The following is a 14,252-nucleotide window of genomic DNA, read 5'->3' as shown; positions in this document are numbered from 1 at the left end:
CCTGTCGCCATGGTGTGAGAGCGCTCACCATAGCGGTCGACGTCGTCCGGTTGTGCGCAACCGGGATGAGAACGTGACCTGGACCTCCGGTGGCCGTGACGCCGCGGTAGCGCTGCGACGCTGCGATGGGGCATGGACGTGACGGGGGTGCCGTCGACCGCACGGTCGACGGGCTGGTTCCCGGTGGCGCGCGCCGCCGAGGTCGGGACGACGCCGCTGCCAGTGGGTGCCGGTGGCCGCGCCCGGGTCGGGCCGGGACCCGGGCGCACCGCCGTCCGCCTGCCCCCGACCCCGGGGAGCGAGCCGCGCCCGGAGGCGGTGCCGGCGCCCGACCCGCCGTCGGCACCGGTGTTCGGCGACCTCCACCCCTCGCTCGAGCACGCCTGGCACCCGGTGGCGCTCTCCCGGGAGCTGCGCCCCGGCGGCTGGCTGCAGGTGCGGCTGCTCGGCCGGACCTGGGCGCTGTCGCGCACCCCCGACGGGTTGTCGGCCGACCCGCCCGCGTGGGGCGTGCGCGAGCGGCTCGGACTGGTGTGGCTGGCGCCGGCGGAGCCCCGCGACGTGCCGCTCGAGCTGCCCGAGCACGGCGACCGGCGCTTCGTCACCCGGTGGCTGACCCCGTCGCGGTCGGCCGGCGGCGCGGGTCCGCTGGCCGACGCCCTCCTCGACGTCGCGCACCTCCCGTTCGTGCACGGGAGGGCCGCCGCGACCGGGGTGCCGGCGCCCGAGGTCACCCCCGAGCCGGGCGGCTTCTCCTCGGTGACGGAGCACCGGCGCGACGGCGCGCCGGGGTCCGACGAACACCGGGTGGCCACCTGGACCCACCGGGCGCCGTTCCGGCTGCGACTGCGGGTGGAGTGGCCCGGGTCCGGCGCGGTGACCACCAGGCTGGTCGTGCTGCAGCCCGAGGACGCCGACTCCACCCGGGTCTACACCTGCCTGCTGCTGTCGTCCGGGCCCGGGCAGCCGCTGCCCGCGCCGGACGCCGTGGCCGCGGAGGTCGCCGCCGCGGAGCAGGAGCTCGCCGAGGACCTCTCGCTGTTGGCGCGGGCGGCCGCCGCCGGCCTGCCGCTGGGGCCGCGCGACGAGCTGCACGTGCGCGCCGACCGGCCCGGGGTGGCGCTGCGCCGCGCGCTGTCCGCCTTCGCCAGGGCGGCGACGATCAGGTGACCTGATCCCAGTGCGTCCTCCCCGACCGCCCACCGTGGGGTAGGACGCGCTGCGGTGCGGGAGGACGGCGGGCGCGGGCTCAGTCGCCGGTCAGCTCGGCGCCGCACCCGGCACAGCGGGTGGGCGGGGCCTCGTCGGCCACCCGGCCGCACTCGGGGCACACCAGGTGCAGGAAGCACGCGGACTCCCCGCCCTCCTCCTCGTGCCCGCCCCCGTCGCGCGGGGTCGGGGACGCGGTCCGGCCGGCGGCCGCGGCGAAGTCCGCGAGCGCGCCGAGGACGGCGTCGCGGCGGCCCTCGGGCAGCCCCGCCAGCCCGGTGCGCAGCTCGGCCAGGCGCAGGCGGTCGTAGCGGTCGAGCAGGTCGGCGCCCCGGGGGGTCAGCCGCAGGCTGATCGAGCGCCGGCTGGCGGTGGAGGGCCGGCGGTCCACCAGCCCCGCGACGACGAGCCGGTCGACCAGGCGGCTGGTGGTCGACACGCCGCCCCCGACGCCGCGGGCCAGGTGGGCGAGCGGCGCGTCGGGCAGCTCGGCGAGCACGGTGAGCGCCCGCAGCTGCACCAGCGACACCCCGCCGAGCTCGGCGGCCGCGCGGGTGGAGATCCCGACGACGGTCCGGGCCAGACCGATGAGCACCTCGTCCTCGGCGTTCACGTGCCCTCCTTTGTTGCAGAACGGCAACAGTTGGCATCCACGCACCTCTGGCGGGTAACCGTACGGCACCGGACCCCGATGCCGAGGAGGACGAGCATGTCCCGCACGCCCCGCCGTCGACGCGCCTGGCCGGCCGCGCCCCTGCTGGTGGTCGCCCTGTCCGCCTGCACCGCCGAGGAACCCCTGTCCGTGCCCGGACCGGAGGTCCGCGGCGGTGCGGTCGGCCCCGACGAGGCGGTCACCGGCGACCTGTCGGTGCTGCAGGTCCAGCTCGAGTACCCGCTCGACGGCGCCTACGAGGTCGGCGAGGACGCCCGGCTGTTCCTCGGCATCGCCAACAGCGGGGACGCCTCCGACGTGCTGGTCGACGTCACCGGCCCCTTCGCCGAGGCCGTCGACGGCGACGGCGGGGAGTTCGCGATCCCGGTCCCCGAGGACGACAACGTCTACGTCGGCGCCGAGGGCGCACCGTCGGTCACGCTGACCGGCCTGGAGGAGTCCCTGCGCTCCTCGCAGTCGATCCCGGTGACGTTCGTCTTCGAGCGGGCCGGCGAGGTCACCCTCGACGCCGTCGTCGCCGCGGAGGGGCAGGACCCGACGCCGACCTCCGACTTCCCGGACCCCGCCGAGGACCCGACCCCCTGACCCGGCGTGCCGGCCGCCCACCCGCGAGCGGCTGGGATGCTGGAGGGCGTGCCACCCCGCAGCCGAGCCCGCCGTACCGCCCTGACCGCCGCCGTCCTCGCCCTGCCCGCCGCGTTCGTCGCCCGCGCCGCCTGGGGCCTGCCGACCGCCATCGGCGCCGGGAGGCGGGAGATCCGCCCGACGGTGGCCGGGTCGCCGCAGTGGTCGGAGGGCCGGTTCCGCAACACGCTGAGCACGCCCTCGCTGCCGCCGCCCAACGCGCGGCGCGGCCTGCTGCGGCAGTGGCACGACGACCGGCACGTGGGCCTGCCCGCCCGGCCGGTCCCGCTCGCCCGCCCGCAGATCCCCGAGCGGGCCGCCGAGCTCGCCGTCACCTGGTTCGGTCACTCCAGCGCGCTGCTCGAGGTCGACGGCGCCCGGGTGCTGGTCGACCCCGTCTGGGGGCACCGCGTCTCGCCCTCGCCGGTGTTCGGCCCGACGCGGCTGCACGAGCCCCCGGCGCCGCTGGAGAGCCTGCCCCGGGTCGACGCCGTGCTGATCAGCCACGACCACTACGACCACCTCGACCTGCCGACCGTGCGCGCGCTGGTCGAGCAGCAGGACGCGCCGTTCGTCGTGCCGCTGGGGGTGGGCGTGCACCTGCGGCACTGGGGGGTGCCCGAGGACCGGGTGGTCGAGCTCGACTGGGACGGCGCGACGACCGTCGGCGACCTGACGCTCACCTGCACCGAGGCCCGGCACTTCTCCGGCCGCTACCTCACCCGCGACACCACGCTGTGGTCGTCGTGGGTGGTCGCCGGCCCCCGCCACCGCGTGTTCTTCGGCGGCGACACCGGCTACACCCCCGCCTTCGCCGGCATCGGCGCCCGGCTGGGCCCCTTCGACCTCGCCCTGCTGCCGATCGGCGCCTACAACGAGGCGTGGCGGACCATCCACATGGACCCCGAGGAGGCCGTGCGCGCACACGGCGACCTCGGCGGCCGGGTGCTGCTGCCGGTCCACTGGGCCACCTTCAACCTGGCCTTCCACCGGTGGGCCGAGCCGGTGCAGCGCCTGCTCGCGGCCGCCGCGCGCTCGGACGTGCAGGTCGTCGTCCCGCGGCCCGGGCAGCGGGTCGACGTCCTCGCACCCCCGCCGCTGGAGGACTGGTGGTCCGCCGTCGGCGCGGCCGGCCCCGACGAGCCCGGGGACGCGGGCCTGGGCAGCGCGGCGGTGGCCCGCCTCGCGGCCTGGCGCGCGTCGCGCCCGTCCTGACGGCGGTCAGCGCAGCAGCTTGCTCATCCGCCGGTCGGCGAGGGGCTTGCCCCCGGTCTGGCAGGTCGGGCAGTACTGCAGCGAGGTGTCGGCGAAGCTGACCTCCCGCACGGTGTCGCCGCACACCGGGCAGGGCAGCCCGGTGCGGGCGTGCACCTGCAGGCCGGAGCGCTTCTCGCCCTTGAGCGTCGCCGCCTGCTGCCCGACCTGGCGCTGCAGCGCGTCGGTGAGCGTGGCCCGCACGGCGTCGTGCAGGCGGAGCACCTCGTCGTCGGTGAGCTTGTCGGCCATCTTGAACGGCGAGAGCCGGGCGGCGTGCAGGATCTCGTCGGAGTAGGCGTTGCCGATGCCGGCGAGCAGCGTCTGGTCGGTGAGCGCGCCCTTGAGCTGCCCGGACCGGCCGGCCAGCAGCCGGGCGAAGGTGTCGGCGTCGACCTCGAGGGCGTCGGGGCCCAGCCGCGCGATGCCGGGCACCTCCGAGGGCGAGCGGACGACGTGGAGGGCCAGGCCCTTGCGGGTGCCCTGCTCGGTGAGGTCGAAGCCGGGGGCGGGCGGGTCGGAGTCCGACGGCGCGAGGTGCACGCGCAGCGCCAGGGGCCCCTTGCCCGGCTTGGGCGGGACGGCGGGCAGGCCGGTGCGCCAGTGCAGCCACCCGGCGCGGGCCAGGTGCACGACCAGGTGCAGACCGGAGACGTCGAGGTCGAGGAACTTGCCGTGCCGAGCGGCGCCGGTGACCTCCAGCCCGGCCAGCGCGCTCAGCGGCGGGTCGAAGGTCTTGATGGCCTGGACGGCGGCCAGGTCGGCACGCGCGACGACCCGGCCGACGGCGTTCTCGCGGAGGAACGCGGCCAGCGCCTCCACCTCGGGCAACTCGGGCACGACCCGATCCTCCCGCGCGCCCGCGACGCACGCCGCCCCCGATCGAGTGGCTCCTACTGCTCGGTGAGCACCTCGATGCCACTGACCTCGGCGGTGGCGCCGGGCTCGGCGCGGGCCTGCTCGGCGACGGCCGCGGCGACCGCCGGCGTCACCGCCGGGTCGAACACGCTCGGGATGATGTAGTTGGCGTTGAGCTGGTCGTCGCGCACCACCGCCGCGAGCGCCTCGGCCGCGGCCAGCAGCATCCCGTCGCTGATCTCGGTGGCCCGGGCGTCGAGCAGCCCGCGGAAGACGCCGGGGAAGGCCAGCACGTTGTTGATCTGGTTGGGCAGGTCCGACCGGCCCGAGGCGACGACGGCGGCGTGCTGGCGGGCCCGCACCGGGTCGACCTCCGGCGTCGGGTTGGCCATCGGGAAGACCACCGCCCGCTCGGCCATCCCGGCCAGCGCCTCGACCGGCAGCACGTTGGCCGCGCTCACGCCGATGAAGACGTCGGCGCCGACCAGCGCGTCGGGGAGCTCGCCACGGGTGCACGCGGGGTTGGTCTGCTCGGCCAGCGACCGCTTGGCCGGGGAGAGCCGGTCGTCGTCGGGCGAGAGGATGCCCTCGCGGTCCCACACCAGCACCTGGCCGGCACCGGCCTCCAGCAGCAGGTGCACGATCGCCGACCCGGCCGCCCCGGCACCGGCGACGACGATCCGGACGTCGGGGAGCTGCTTGTCCACCACGCGCAGGGCGTTGCGCAGCGCGGCCAGCGCGACGATCGCCGTCCCGTGCTGGTCGTCGTGGAACACGGGGATGTCGAGCTTCGCGCGCAGCCGGGCCTCGATCTCGAAGCAGCGCGGCGCGGCGATGTCCTCGAGGTTGATCCCGCCGAAGCCGGGCGCGATGAGCTCGACGGCGCGCACGATCTCGTCGACGTCCTGGGTGTCCAGGCAGATCGGCCACGCGTCGATGTCGGCGAACCGCTTGAAGAGCGCGGCCTTGCCCTCCATCACCGGCAGCGCCGCGCCCGGGCCGAGGTCGCCGAGCCCGAGCACCGCCGACCCGTCGGTGACGACGGCGACCGTGTTGCCCTTGATGGTCAGCCGGCGCACGTCCTCGGGGTGCTCGGCCAGGGCCAGGCAGACCCGCGCCACCCCGGGCGTGTAGGCCATCGAGAGGTCGTCGCGGGTCTTGAGCGGCACCCGCGAGGCGACCTCGAGCTTGCCGCCCAGGTGCAGGAGGAAGGTGCGGTCGCTGACCTTGCGCACGGTCACGCCGGGGACGGCGCGCAGCGCCGCGACCATCTCCTCCGAGTGCGCGGCGTCGGCCGCCGAGCAGGTGACGTCGACGGTCAGCCCGTCGGACCGGGACTCGACGACGTCGATGGCGGTCACGGCGCCGCCGGCCTGGCCCACCGCGGTGGCGATGCGGCCGATGCTGGCCGGGTCGCCGTCGGCGGTGAGCCGGACGGTGATCGAGTAGGACGCCGAGGTCACCGGCCCGCGGGGCACGGCGGCGGGGTCACCGGGGGAGGTGTCGTCGGCGCTGGGCGTGGTGGCGGGCTGGGCGCTCGCGGTGTCGGTGCTCATGGCGCTGCCCATCGTGGCACCCGAGCGCGGCCGGGGGTGCTTTCGGTCACAGTGGTCACCGCACGACGACTAGGTTGTCTGGCTGACTAGTCGTCGCTACGGTCTAGTCGTGCCGACCGATGTGTGGCCCGCCGAGTGGGTGCGCGCGACGCTGCCCCTGTCCGTGCTGGCGGTCGTCGCCGAGGCCGAGACCTACGGCTATGCGATCGCCCAGCGCCTGCAGGAGGCCGGTCTGGGCGCCGTCAAGGGGGGCACGCTCTACCCGGTGCTCAACCGCCTCGAGCAGGACGGGCTGGTCACGTCGTCCTGGCGCGAGGGCGCGGGCGGGCCCGGCCGGAAGTTCTTCACCGTCACGCCGCGCGGCCGCGCGCACCTGGCCGAGCGCGCCGCCGCCTGGCAGACCTTCACCGAGCGGGCCACCGGCCTGCTCCCGTCCGTGGGGAGCACGCGATGAGCACCAGCACCGACACCTACCGCCGCCAGCTGGTCCAGGCGCTGCAGGCCGGGGGCGTGCCGCCCGGGCGCATCGGCGAGGTCGTCGCGGAGGTGGAGAGCCACGTCGCCGACACCGGGGAGGACCCCCGCGAGGCGTTCGGCCCGGCCCGCGAGTACGCGGCGGCGGTCGCCGGGCCGCCGTCCCCGGGTTCCCGGGTGTGGCTGGGGGTGGTCCTCGCGCTCAGCGCCGCCTGCGGCTGGCTCATCGCCGAGGGCGTCTTCGGCGTGGTCCGCAACGAGCCGGTGCTGGGGCTGCCCGAGGGCTGGGCGCTCGTGGCCGGCTGGCTGCTGTGGGCGCCGGCCGTGCTGGCCCAGCTGCGCAGCCGGCCGCCGGTGCCCGACCCGCTCACCGGCCGGCCGATGACCCCGGGCCGCGGCCAGGTGGTCCTCGGGATGACGGTGTTCCTGGCGGCCCTGATGGCGGCCTGCTGGCTGCTCGCGGCGCTGACGACCGCCTGACCGCTCAGCCGGAGGCGCGGGCCGCCGACGCCTCGGCGCGGGCCTTGATCCCGGCGCAGAACTGGCGGAACGAGGGGTTGAGGTCCGGTGTCGCGCGCTCGGTGACCCAGGCCAGCGGGCCGGTCTGGTCCTCGCGGACGGTGAGCACCGTGGAGCCGTCGTCCTGCGCGTCCAGGCCGTAGGTGCGCTCGATCAGCGCCAGCCCGAGGGGGAGCCCGCCGCGCCAGCGCATGGCCTCCCGCGGCCGCAGCTCGGTGACCGTGACGGAGAAGGGGCGGCGGCGGATCATGGTCGCGTACAGCGTCAGCCGCTCGCCGAGCGCGACCCGGCCCTCGACGCGGTCCACGCCGGAGTCCCAGTCCCGCCAGCTGCCGACGTCGACCAGGTGCCGCCAGACCTCCTCCGGCCCCGCGTCGATGCGGGTGGCCGCCTCGTAGCTCCTCACGGCCTCCTCCTCACCCGGCCCGCGGCCGTCGTCTGCAGGTCGGTGTCGGGTACCACGATGCCCGCACCGCCGCCCCGGGTCGAGGGTCAGCCGACCAGCAGCGCGCCGCGTTCCCGCCGCCGGGCCGCCCGGGCTCCCAGGGCCGCCGTCACCACCGCAGCGGCGCCCAGGGCGGCTCCGGTCACCACGCCCGGCCCCCCGGCACCGGCGACCGCGACCAGACCCCAGACCACGGCCAGGGCGAACGGCCCGGCCGCCACGCGGGCGACGAGGACGAGCGCCGCGCCGAGGCCCGCGACCGCGACCAGCGCGCCGACCGCCCACAGCTGCGCCGCCGTGCCGCGGGCCGGCGCGCCGAGCGCGACACCGGCGCTGGCGACCTGCACCACCGCGGCGAGCGTCACCCAGCCCAGGAGCAGCCCGGTGACGGCCGCGGGGAGCAGCCGCGGCAGCCCGGCCGGCGGGGCGTGCTGCAGTCGCGCCCAGGCGGTCGCCGCGGCACCGACGATGGCCAGCAGCAGCACCGCGGGGAGCACCGGCAGGCGGTCCCCGGCCAGCGGGAAGAGCAGCTCCCAGCCGGCGTTGCCGGCGAAGGCCGCGGCCAGCGGCCAGCCCGTCGCCCGGTGCACCGCCCGGTCCCGCTGCCCGGGGAGGGCCTGGTAGACCGCCCAGGCCAGGGCGAGCGCGAAGACCGGCCCCCAGATGGTGAACGCGTAACCGGCCGGGGTGACCAGCGAGCGGGTCGCGTCGCTGACCTCGCCCACGCTGCGCCCGGCCAGCGCCGTGCCGAGCGGGCTCCCCGCGATCTGGGCGACGGCCGCGAGCAGCACCGCCGCGGCCCGGACGGCGTCACCCCGCCGGGTACCGGTCACGCCCCTCTCCTACCCGGCCGCGGGAGTCCCGCACGCGCAGGCGCGGGCCGGGCACGGTGTCGCCGGCCGACGGTGCGGCGGCCAGCGCGCGGGCCCAGGCGACCAGCCCGGCGACGTCGACCCCGTGCGGCGGCGCACCGGCGTAGGCCGCCACGTTGCCCGCGCCGCGCTCCAGCAGCGCCCCGGCCCCGCGGGCGTTGCCGCGGGCGGCGTGGGTGAGCCCCACGGCCAGCTGCGCCAGGCCCCGCCACAGCTGCCGCTCGGCCTCGGGCGCGGCCTTCCAGGCGTCCTCGAGCACCTCGTGGGCGTGGAAGGGGCGGCCGGCGTCGAGCAGCCGCTGGGCCTCGGCCAGCGCCTCGTCCGGCGTCCGTGGCACCCCCTCGGGCGCCCGCTCCTCCCCCGGCGCGCCGCGGGGCAGCGGGCGGCCCAGGGCGTCGCGCGGGCGGGCGTTGCGGGCCCGCCCCTCGGCGTCCCGGTCGCGGGGGAGAACCACCCGGCCAGTCTGGCGCGAAGACCTCCCGACGGCACGGGGCCGGCCGCCCGGAGGGCTTGTCACCGGCGCCGCGACGTGCGTGGATGGGTGCCGAGGACGGCCGCGAGAGGCCGCCCCCGCACCGACCCGCGGTCGCTCGCCGACCGGTCCGGACCTGGAGGGGGGTGGACCCGTGACGCCTGCGGTGGAGGAGCGCACGGCGCTCGACCTGGACGCCGCCGTCGCCCACGTCGCCGGTGCTGCGCTGCGGCCCGGGCCGGTGGGCGCCGTGGGCCTGGAGCTCGAGGCCCACCTCGTCGACCTCGACCGCCCGCCCGCGCGCGTGCCGTGGAGCCGGGTGACCGCCGCGCTGGCCGCCGTCCCGGCGCTGCCCGGCGGCAGCCGGGTCACCGTCGAGCCGGGCGGGCAGGTCGAGCTCTCCGGACCGCCGGCGCCCGACGCGGGGACGGCGGTCGCCGCACTGCGGGCCGACCGCGCCGTGCTGGCCGGCGTGCTCGCCGACCGCCGGCTGGGCCTGGCGCCGGTGGGCACCGACCCGCTGCGGCGGCCGGCCCGGGTGTGCCCGGCGCCCCGCTACCGCGCCATGGAGCGGCACTTCACCGCCGTCGGCTGCGGCACCCCCGGGACGGCGATGATGGCCGCCACCGCGTCGCTGCAGGTCAACCTGGACGCCGGCCCGCCCGCGGGGTGGAGCCGCCGGGTGGCGCTGGCCCACCAGCTGGGCCCCGTGCTCGTGGCCGTCTCCGCCTGCTCCCCGCTGCTCGGCGGGCGGGTCACGGGGTGGCGGTCGTCCCGGCAGCAGGTGTGGGGCGCGCTGGACCAGGCGCGCTGCGGCCCGCTGCTCGGCGGGGCCGACCCGGCCGGCGAGTGGGCCGCCTACGCCCTGGCCGCCCCGGTGATGCTGGTGCGCGACCCCGCCACCGGCGACGCCGAGCCGGTGCTCGGCCGCACCCGCTTCGCCGACTGGGTCACCGGCGCCGCGCCGCTGGGCGGGCGCCGGCCCACGACGGCCGACCTCGACTACCACCTCTCCACGCTGTTCCCGCCCGTGCGCCCGCGCGGCTACCTGGAGATCCGCTACCTCGACGCCGCACCCGAGCCCTGGTGGCCGGCACTGGCCGCGGTCACCGCCGCCCTGCTCGACGACCCCGCCGCCGCCGACGCCGCGGCCGAGGCCACCGCGCCGGTGGCCGGCGCCTGGGACCGCGCCGCCCGTGACGGGCTGGCCGACCCCGCGCTGCGGACGGCGGCGGTGCGCTGCCTGGCCGCCGCGGCGCCCGTGGTCGCGCCGTCCCTGCGACCGGGGACCGAGGCCCTGGCCGACCTCGTCGCGGCCGGTCGCTGCCCGGGGGACGCACTGCTCGCCGCGGCGAGCACCGGCGGCCCGGTCGCCGCCCTCCTCACGGCCACGGAGGACCCCCGATGACCGACCCGCGCGAGCAGCTCGCCCGCGACCTCGAGACCGCCCGGGCGCGCACCCTGCTGCTCACCGACCACGACGAGCCCGAGCTGCTGCGCCAGCACACGCCGCTGCTCAGCCCGCTGGTCTGGGACCTCGCGCACGTCGCCCAGCAGGAGGACCTGTGGCTGCTGCGCCGCGGTGACGCCCGCCGTCCCGGGCTGCTGCCGCCGGCGGTCGAGGCGCTCTACGACGCGTTCACCCAGCCGCGGGCGGTGCGCGCCCGGCTGCCGCTGCTGCCGCCGGTGGAGGCCCGCGCCTTCGGCCGGGAGGTCCGCGGCCGGGTGCTCGACCGGCTGGAGCGGCTCGGGCGCGACGACGACGGCGACCCGTTCGACTTCGCGATGGTCGTCAGCCACGAGCAGCAGCACGACGAGACGATGCTGCAGGCGCTGGCCATCCGCACGGGACCGCCGCTGCTGGGCGCGGGCACGCCGCTGCCGCCCGGCAGGCCGGGGGTGGCCGGCACGTCGGTGCTGGTGCCCGGCGGGCCGTTCGTGCTCGGCGTCGACGCGGCCGACGAGCCGTTCTCCCTGGACAACGAGCGGCCGGCGCACGTCGTCGACCTGCCCGCCTTCCGCATCGGCCGGGTGCCGGTGACCAACGCCGAGTACGCCGCCTTCGTGGCCGACGGCGGCTACGACACCCCGCGCTGGTGGTCCGGGCGCGGCTGGGCCCACCGGCAGGAGGCCGGGCTGCAGCGGCCGCAGTACTGGAGCCCCGACGGCACGCTGCGCACCCGCTTCGGCGTCCTGGAGGAGATCCCGGGCGACGAGCCGGTGCAGCACGTGACGTTCTTCGAGGCCGAGGCCTACGCCGCGTGGGCCGGGGCCCGGCTGCCCACCGAGGCCGAGTGGGAGAAGGCCGCCACCTGGGACCCGGCCACCGGACGGCGACGGCGCTGGCCCTGGGGGGACACCGACCCGACCCCGGCGCTGGTCAACCTCGACGGCACGGCGCTCCGGCCGGCCCCCGTCGGCGCCTACCCGGCCGGCGCCTCGGCGTACGGCGCCGAGCAGGTGGTGGGCGACGTCTGGGAGTGGACGTCGTCGGGCTTCGAGCCGTGGCCGGGCTTCACGCCCATGCTCTACGCCGACTACTCCGCGCCCTTCTTCGGCGGCGACTACAAGGTGCTGCGCGGCGGCGCGTGGTCGGTGGCGTCGTCGATCCTGCGGCCGGGCTTCCGCAACTGGGACCACCCGGTCCGCCGGCAGGTCTTCAGCGGCTTCCGGCTGGCCTGGGACGCGTAGGGATGTGCCGCCACCTCGCCTGGCTGGGCCGGCCGCGCACGCTGGCGCAGCTGGTGCTCGAGCCGCCGTCGTCGCTGCTGGTGCAGTCGTGGGCGCCGCGGCGGCAGCGGTACGGCACGGTCAACGCCGACGGCTGGGGCGTGGGCTTCTACGCGCCCGGCCGCCCGCAGCCGGCCCGGTGGCGGTCGGCGCGACCGCTGTGGGGCGACCCGTCGTTCGCCTCGGTGGCCCCGGTGCTGTCCTCGGGCTGCGTGGTCGCCGCCGTCCGCTCGGCCACGGTGGGCATGCCGCTGGAGGAGAGCGCCGTCGCGCCGTTCACCGACGGCCGCTGGCTGCTGTCGCACAACGGCCGGGTCGACCGCGCGGTGCTGCCGGCCGTGCGCGACGCCGAGTCGACCGTCGACAGCGCGCTGCTCGCGGCGCTGGTCTTCGGCCGCGGTCCCGACGCGCTCGGCGACGTCGTCCGCGAGGTGGGCGCCGCGGACCCCGCCGCCCGGCTGAACCTGCTGGCCGCCGACGGCGCCCGGCTGCTGGCCACCACCTGGGGGGACACGCTCTCGACGCTGGTCACCGACGAGGGGACGGCGCTGGCCAGCGAGCCCTGGGACGACGACCCCGCCTGGACCGACGTCCCCGACCGCTCCCTGGTCGAGGTGACCCCCGACGGGCTGACCGTCACCGCACTCGCCCCGATCCCGAGCACCCCGACTCCCGGCAGAGGAGCCCCGTGACCGACTCCCCGGCCCGCCACCTGGCCCCCGACGACGCCGCGGCCGCGCTGCGCGCCGACGTGCTCGCCGGACTGACCGCGACGCCGAGGACGCTGCCGCCGCGCTGGTTCTACGACGCCCGCGGCAGCGAGCTGTTCGACGAGATCACCCGGCTGCCCGAGTACTACCCCACCCGCGCCGAGCGGGCCGTGCTCGAGGCGCACGCCGGCGAGATGGCCGCGGCGTCGGGCGCCGACGTGCTGGTGGAGCTGGGCAGCGGCACCTCGGAGAAGACCCGTCTGCTGCTCGACGCGCTGCGCGCGGCCGGCACGCTGCGCCGGTTCGTGCCCGTCGACGTCGACCCGTCGGTGCTCGAGGCGGCCGGCGCGGCGATCACCGCCGAGTACCCGGGGGTCGCCGTCGACGCCGTCGTCGGCGACTTCACCCGGCACCTGGACCTGCTGCCCCGCTCCGGGCGGCGGCTGGTCGCCTTCCTCGGCTCGACGATCGGCAACCTCGAGCCGCGGCCGCGGGCGGCGTTCCTCCGCGACCTGGCCGCCGGCCTGCAGCCCGGCGACTCGTTCCTGCTCGGCACCGACCTGGTCAAGGACCCCGGCCGCCTGGTGCGGGCCTACGACGACGCGGCCGGCGTCACCGCGGAGTTCAACCGCAACGTGCTGCGGGTGCTGGAGCGCGAGCTCGGCGCCGACGTCGACCCCGACGCCTTCGACCACGTCGCGGTCTGGGACCCGGAGAACGAGTGGATCGAGATGCGGCTGCGCTCGCGCACCGACCAGGTGGTGCGGGTGCCGGCGCTGGGCCTCGAGGTCCCCTTCGCCGCGGGCGAGGAGCTCCGGACGGAGGTGTCGGCGAAGTTCCGCCGGGAGCGGGTCGAGGCCGAGCTCGCCGACGCCGGCCTGCGGCTGACGCACTGGTGGACCGACCCCGCCGGCGACGTCGCCGTCTCCCTGTCCACCCGGGCTGAGGGCCCTGCATCCGGTCGCGGGGGTGCCGCGGAAGAGGGGGTGTCAGCACCCCCCAGAAACCGGAGGACCCCGTGACCAGGACCCGCACCCTCGGCGTGACCGCCGTCGCCGGCGCCGGCGCGCTGCTCGCCCTCGGCGTGGCACCCGCCAGCGCGGCCGACACCGCCACCGTCTCCGTCCTGCACGCCGTACCGGACACCCCGGTCGACGTCTACGCCGACGGCGAGCGGCTGATCGACGACTTCCGGCCCGGCACCCTCACCGACCCGCTGCAGCTGCCCGCCGGCAGCTACGACGTCGCGCTGTTCCCGGCCGACGCCGCCGACGGGTCGGGCACGCCGCTGGTCTCGGCGAACGGCGTCTCGGTGCCCGCGGGTGCGAACGCCACGGTGGTCGCCCACCTGACCGAGGCCGGTCAGCCGGTGCTCACGCCGTTCGTCAACGACACGTCGGCGGTGCCCGCGGGCCAGGGCCGGGTCGTCGTCCGGCACACCGCGGCCGCGCCGGCGGTCGACGTCCGCGCCGGCGGCCAGGTGGTCGCGCCCGGCCTGGCCAACCCGAACGAGGCGGCCCTGACCGTCCCGGCCGGCACGGTCAGCGCCGACGTCGTCCTCGCCGGGACCGACACCGTGGCGCTGGGCCCGGCCGACCTGACCGTGACCGAGGGCGCCACCACCGTCGTCTACGCGTGGGGCTCGCAGGACGCCGGCTACGAGCTCGCCGTCCAGACGATCGGCGGCCCGGGCTCGGCGCCCTCCGGCGTCCCCGGCGGCACCGCGGGCCTCGTCGACGGCGCTGCCGACGACGCGGGCCTGCCGCTGCCGCTGCTCGGCCTGTCCGCCCTCGGCCTGCTCGGTGCCGGCGTGGCCGCCCGCCGGCTGGCCACGACCCGCGCCTGACGGGAGGACG

16 protein-coding genes are annotated in these 14,252 nt (G+C 77.7%); 10 read left to right on the top strand and 6 right to left on the bottom strand.

Going from position 1 to position 14,252, the window contains the following annotated elements; all coding sequences use genetic code 11:
- Nucleotides 1–132: 132 nt before the first annotated feature.
- Nucleotides 133–1,170, top strand: a complete 1,038-nt coding sequence (locus BMZ33_RS07415; protein WP_169064020.1) for a hypothetical protein — start codon at nt 133–135, stop codon at nt 1,168–1,170.
- Nucleotides 1,171–1,249: 79 nt separating this feature from the next.
- Here BMZ33_RS07415 and BMZ33_RS22605 read toward each other — a convergent pair whose 3' ends face one another.
- A complete protein-coding gene (locus BMZ33_RS22605; RefSeq protein WP_169064019.1) occupies nt 1,250–1,822 on the bottom strand; it encodes a MarR family winged helix-turn-helix transcriptional regulator in 573 nt (190 codons plus the stop codon).
- A 96-nt stretch (nt 1,823–1,918) separates the two neighbouring features.
- Between BMZ33_RS22605 and BMZ33_RS22600 the strand changes: the two genes are divergently transcribed.
- Nucleotides 1,919–2,467 (top strand): copper chaperone PCu(A)C domain-containing protein, encoded by a 549-nt coding sequence (locus BMZ33_RS22600; RefSeq protein ID WP_136697223.1) that lies wholly within the window; start codon nt 1,919–1,921, stop codon nt 2,465–2,467.
- A 48-nt stretch (nt 2,468–2,515) separates the two neighbouring features.
- Nucleotides 2,516–3,721 carry an MBL fold metallo-hydrolase gene (locus tag BMZ33_RS07405; RefSeq protein WP_169064018.1) on the top strand — a complete coding sequence of 402 codons (1,206 nt, stop codon included), beginning with the start codon at nt 2,516–2,518 and terminating at the stop codon, nt 3,719–3,721.
- A 6-nt stretch (nt 3,722–3,727) separates the two neighbouring features.
- On the opposite strand, the gene BMZ33_RS07400 is transcribed toward BMZ33_RS07405, so the two are convergent.
- Both BMZ33_RS07400 and BMZ33_RS07395 read right to left on the bottom strand, forming a co-directional pair.
- Nucleotides 3,728–4,600 (bottom strand): Fpg/Nei family DNA glycosylase, encoded by an 873-nt coding sequence (locus BMZ33_RS07400; protein WP_091108956.1) that lies wholly within the window; start codon nt 4,598–4,600, stop codon nt 3,728–3,730.
- A 53-nt stretch (nt 4,601–4,653) separates the two neighbouring features.
- Nucleotides 4,654–6,174, bottom strand: coding sequence for an NAD-dependent malic enzyme (locus BMZ33_RS07395; protein ID WP_091109682.1), 1,521 nt, complete (start codon nt 6,172–6,174; stop codon nt 4,654–4,656).
- Between the two features lie 109 nt (nt 6,175–6,283).
- Here BMZ33_RS07395 and BMZ33_RS07390 point away from each other — a divergent pair, with 109 nt between their 5' ends.
- On the top strand, nt 6,284–6,628 hold the full coding sequence (locus BMZ33_RS07390) for a PadR family transcriptional regulator (protein WP_091108955.1): 345 nt from the start codon (nt 6,284–6,286) through the stop codon (nt 6,626–6,628).
- On the top strand, nt 6,625–7,128 hold the full coding sequence (locus BMZ33_RS07385; RefSeq protein ID WP_091108954.1) for an HAAS signaling domain-containing protein: 504 nt from the start codon (nt 6,625–6,627) through the stop codon (nt 7,126–7,128). The genes BMZ33_RS07390 and BMZ33_RS07385 overlap by 4 nt, the downstream gene beginning before the upstream one ends.
- Before the next feature lie 4 nt (nt 7,129–7,132).
- On the opposite strand, the gene BMZ33_RS23170 is transcribed toward BMZ33_RS07385, so the two are convergent.
- The 3 genes from BMZ33_RS23170 to BMZ33_RS07375 form a co-directional block, all read right to left on the bottom strand.
- Complete coding sequence (locus tag BMZ33_RS23170) at nt 7,133–7,573, bottom strand: SRPBCC domain-containing protein (RefSeq protein WP_169064017.1); 441 nt, start codon at nt 7,571–7,573, stop codon at nt 7,133–7,135.
- 86 nt (nt 7,574–7,659) lie between these two features.
- Nucleotides 7,660–8,445: a tryptophan-rich sensory protein gene (locus tag BMZ33_RS23165; RefSeq protein ID WP_169064016.1), complete on the bottom strand. Its 786-nt coding sequence runs from the start codon at nt 8,443–8,445 to the stop codon at nt 7,660–7,662.
- Nucleotides 8,423–8,938 carry a DUF309 domain-containing protein gene (locus BMZ33_RS07375; protein WP_091108953.1) on the bottom strand — a complete coding sequence of 172 codons (516 nt, stop codon included), beginning with the start codon at nt 8,936–8,938 and terminating at the stop codon, nt 8,423–8,425. The genes BMZ33_RS23165 and BMZ33_RS07375 overlap by 23 nt, the downstream gene beginning before the upstream one ends.
- A 172-nt stretch (nt 8,939–9,110) precedes the next feature.
- Between BMZ33_RS07375 and egtA the strand changes: the two genes are divergently transcribed.
- From egtA to BMZ33_RS07350, 5 genes are read left to right on the top strand one after another with little or no spacing between them, the layout of a single operon-like run.
- The gene (gene egtA / locus BMZ33_RS07370) at nt 9,111–10,364 is read left to right on the top strand and encodes an ergothioneine biosynthesis glutamate--cysteine ligase EgtA (protein ID WP_091108952.1); all 1,254 of its coding nucleotides are present in this window, start codon (nt 9,111–9,113) and stop codon (nt 10,362–10,364) included.
- Nucleotides 10,361–11,647: an ergothioneine biosynthesis protein EgtB gene (egtB, locus tag BMZ33_RS07365; protein WP_091108951.1), complete on the top strand. Its 1,287-nt coding sequence runs from the start codon at nt 10,361–10,363 to the stop codon at nt 11,645–11,647. Before egtA ends, egtB begins: the two co-directional genes overlap by 4 nt.
- Before the next feature lie 2 nt (nt 11,648–11,649).
- Nucleotides 11,650–12,378 carry an ergothioneine biosynthesis protein EgtC gene (egtC, locus tag BMZ33_RS07360; protein WP_091108950.1) on the top strand — a complete coding sequence of 243 codons (729 nt, stop codon included), beginning with the start codon at nt 11,650–11,652 and terminating at the stop codon, nt 12,376–12,378.
- Nucleotides 12,375–13,418: an L-histidine N(alpha)-methyltransferase gene (egtD, locus tag BMZ33_RS07355; protein ID WP_091108949.1), complete on the top strand. Its 1,044-nt coding sequence runs from the start codon at nt 12,375–12,377 to the stop codon at nt 13,416–13,418. Before egtC ends, egtD begins: the two co-directional genes overlap by 4 nt.
- The gene (locus BMZ33_RS07350) at nt 13,415–14,242 is read left to right on the top strand and encodes a DUF4397 domain-containing protein (protein ID WP_091108948.1); all 828 of its coding nucleotides are present in this window, start codon (nt 13,415–13,417) and stop codon (nt 14,240–14,242) included. Before egtD ends, BMZ33_RS07350 begins: the two co-directional genes overlap by 4 nt.
- The last annotated feature ends 10 nt before the right edge of the window (nt 14,243–14,252 follow it).

The organism is Geodermatophilus dictyosporus (assembly GCF_900115505.1).
Lineage (GTDB): Bacteria > Actinomycetota > Actinomycetes > Mycobacteriales > Geodermatophilaceae > Geodermatophilus > Geodermatophilus dictyosporus.
The sequence above is the reverse complement of the archived record's forward strand: the minus strand, read 5'-3'. Positions and strand labels throughout refer to the sequence as shown.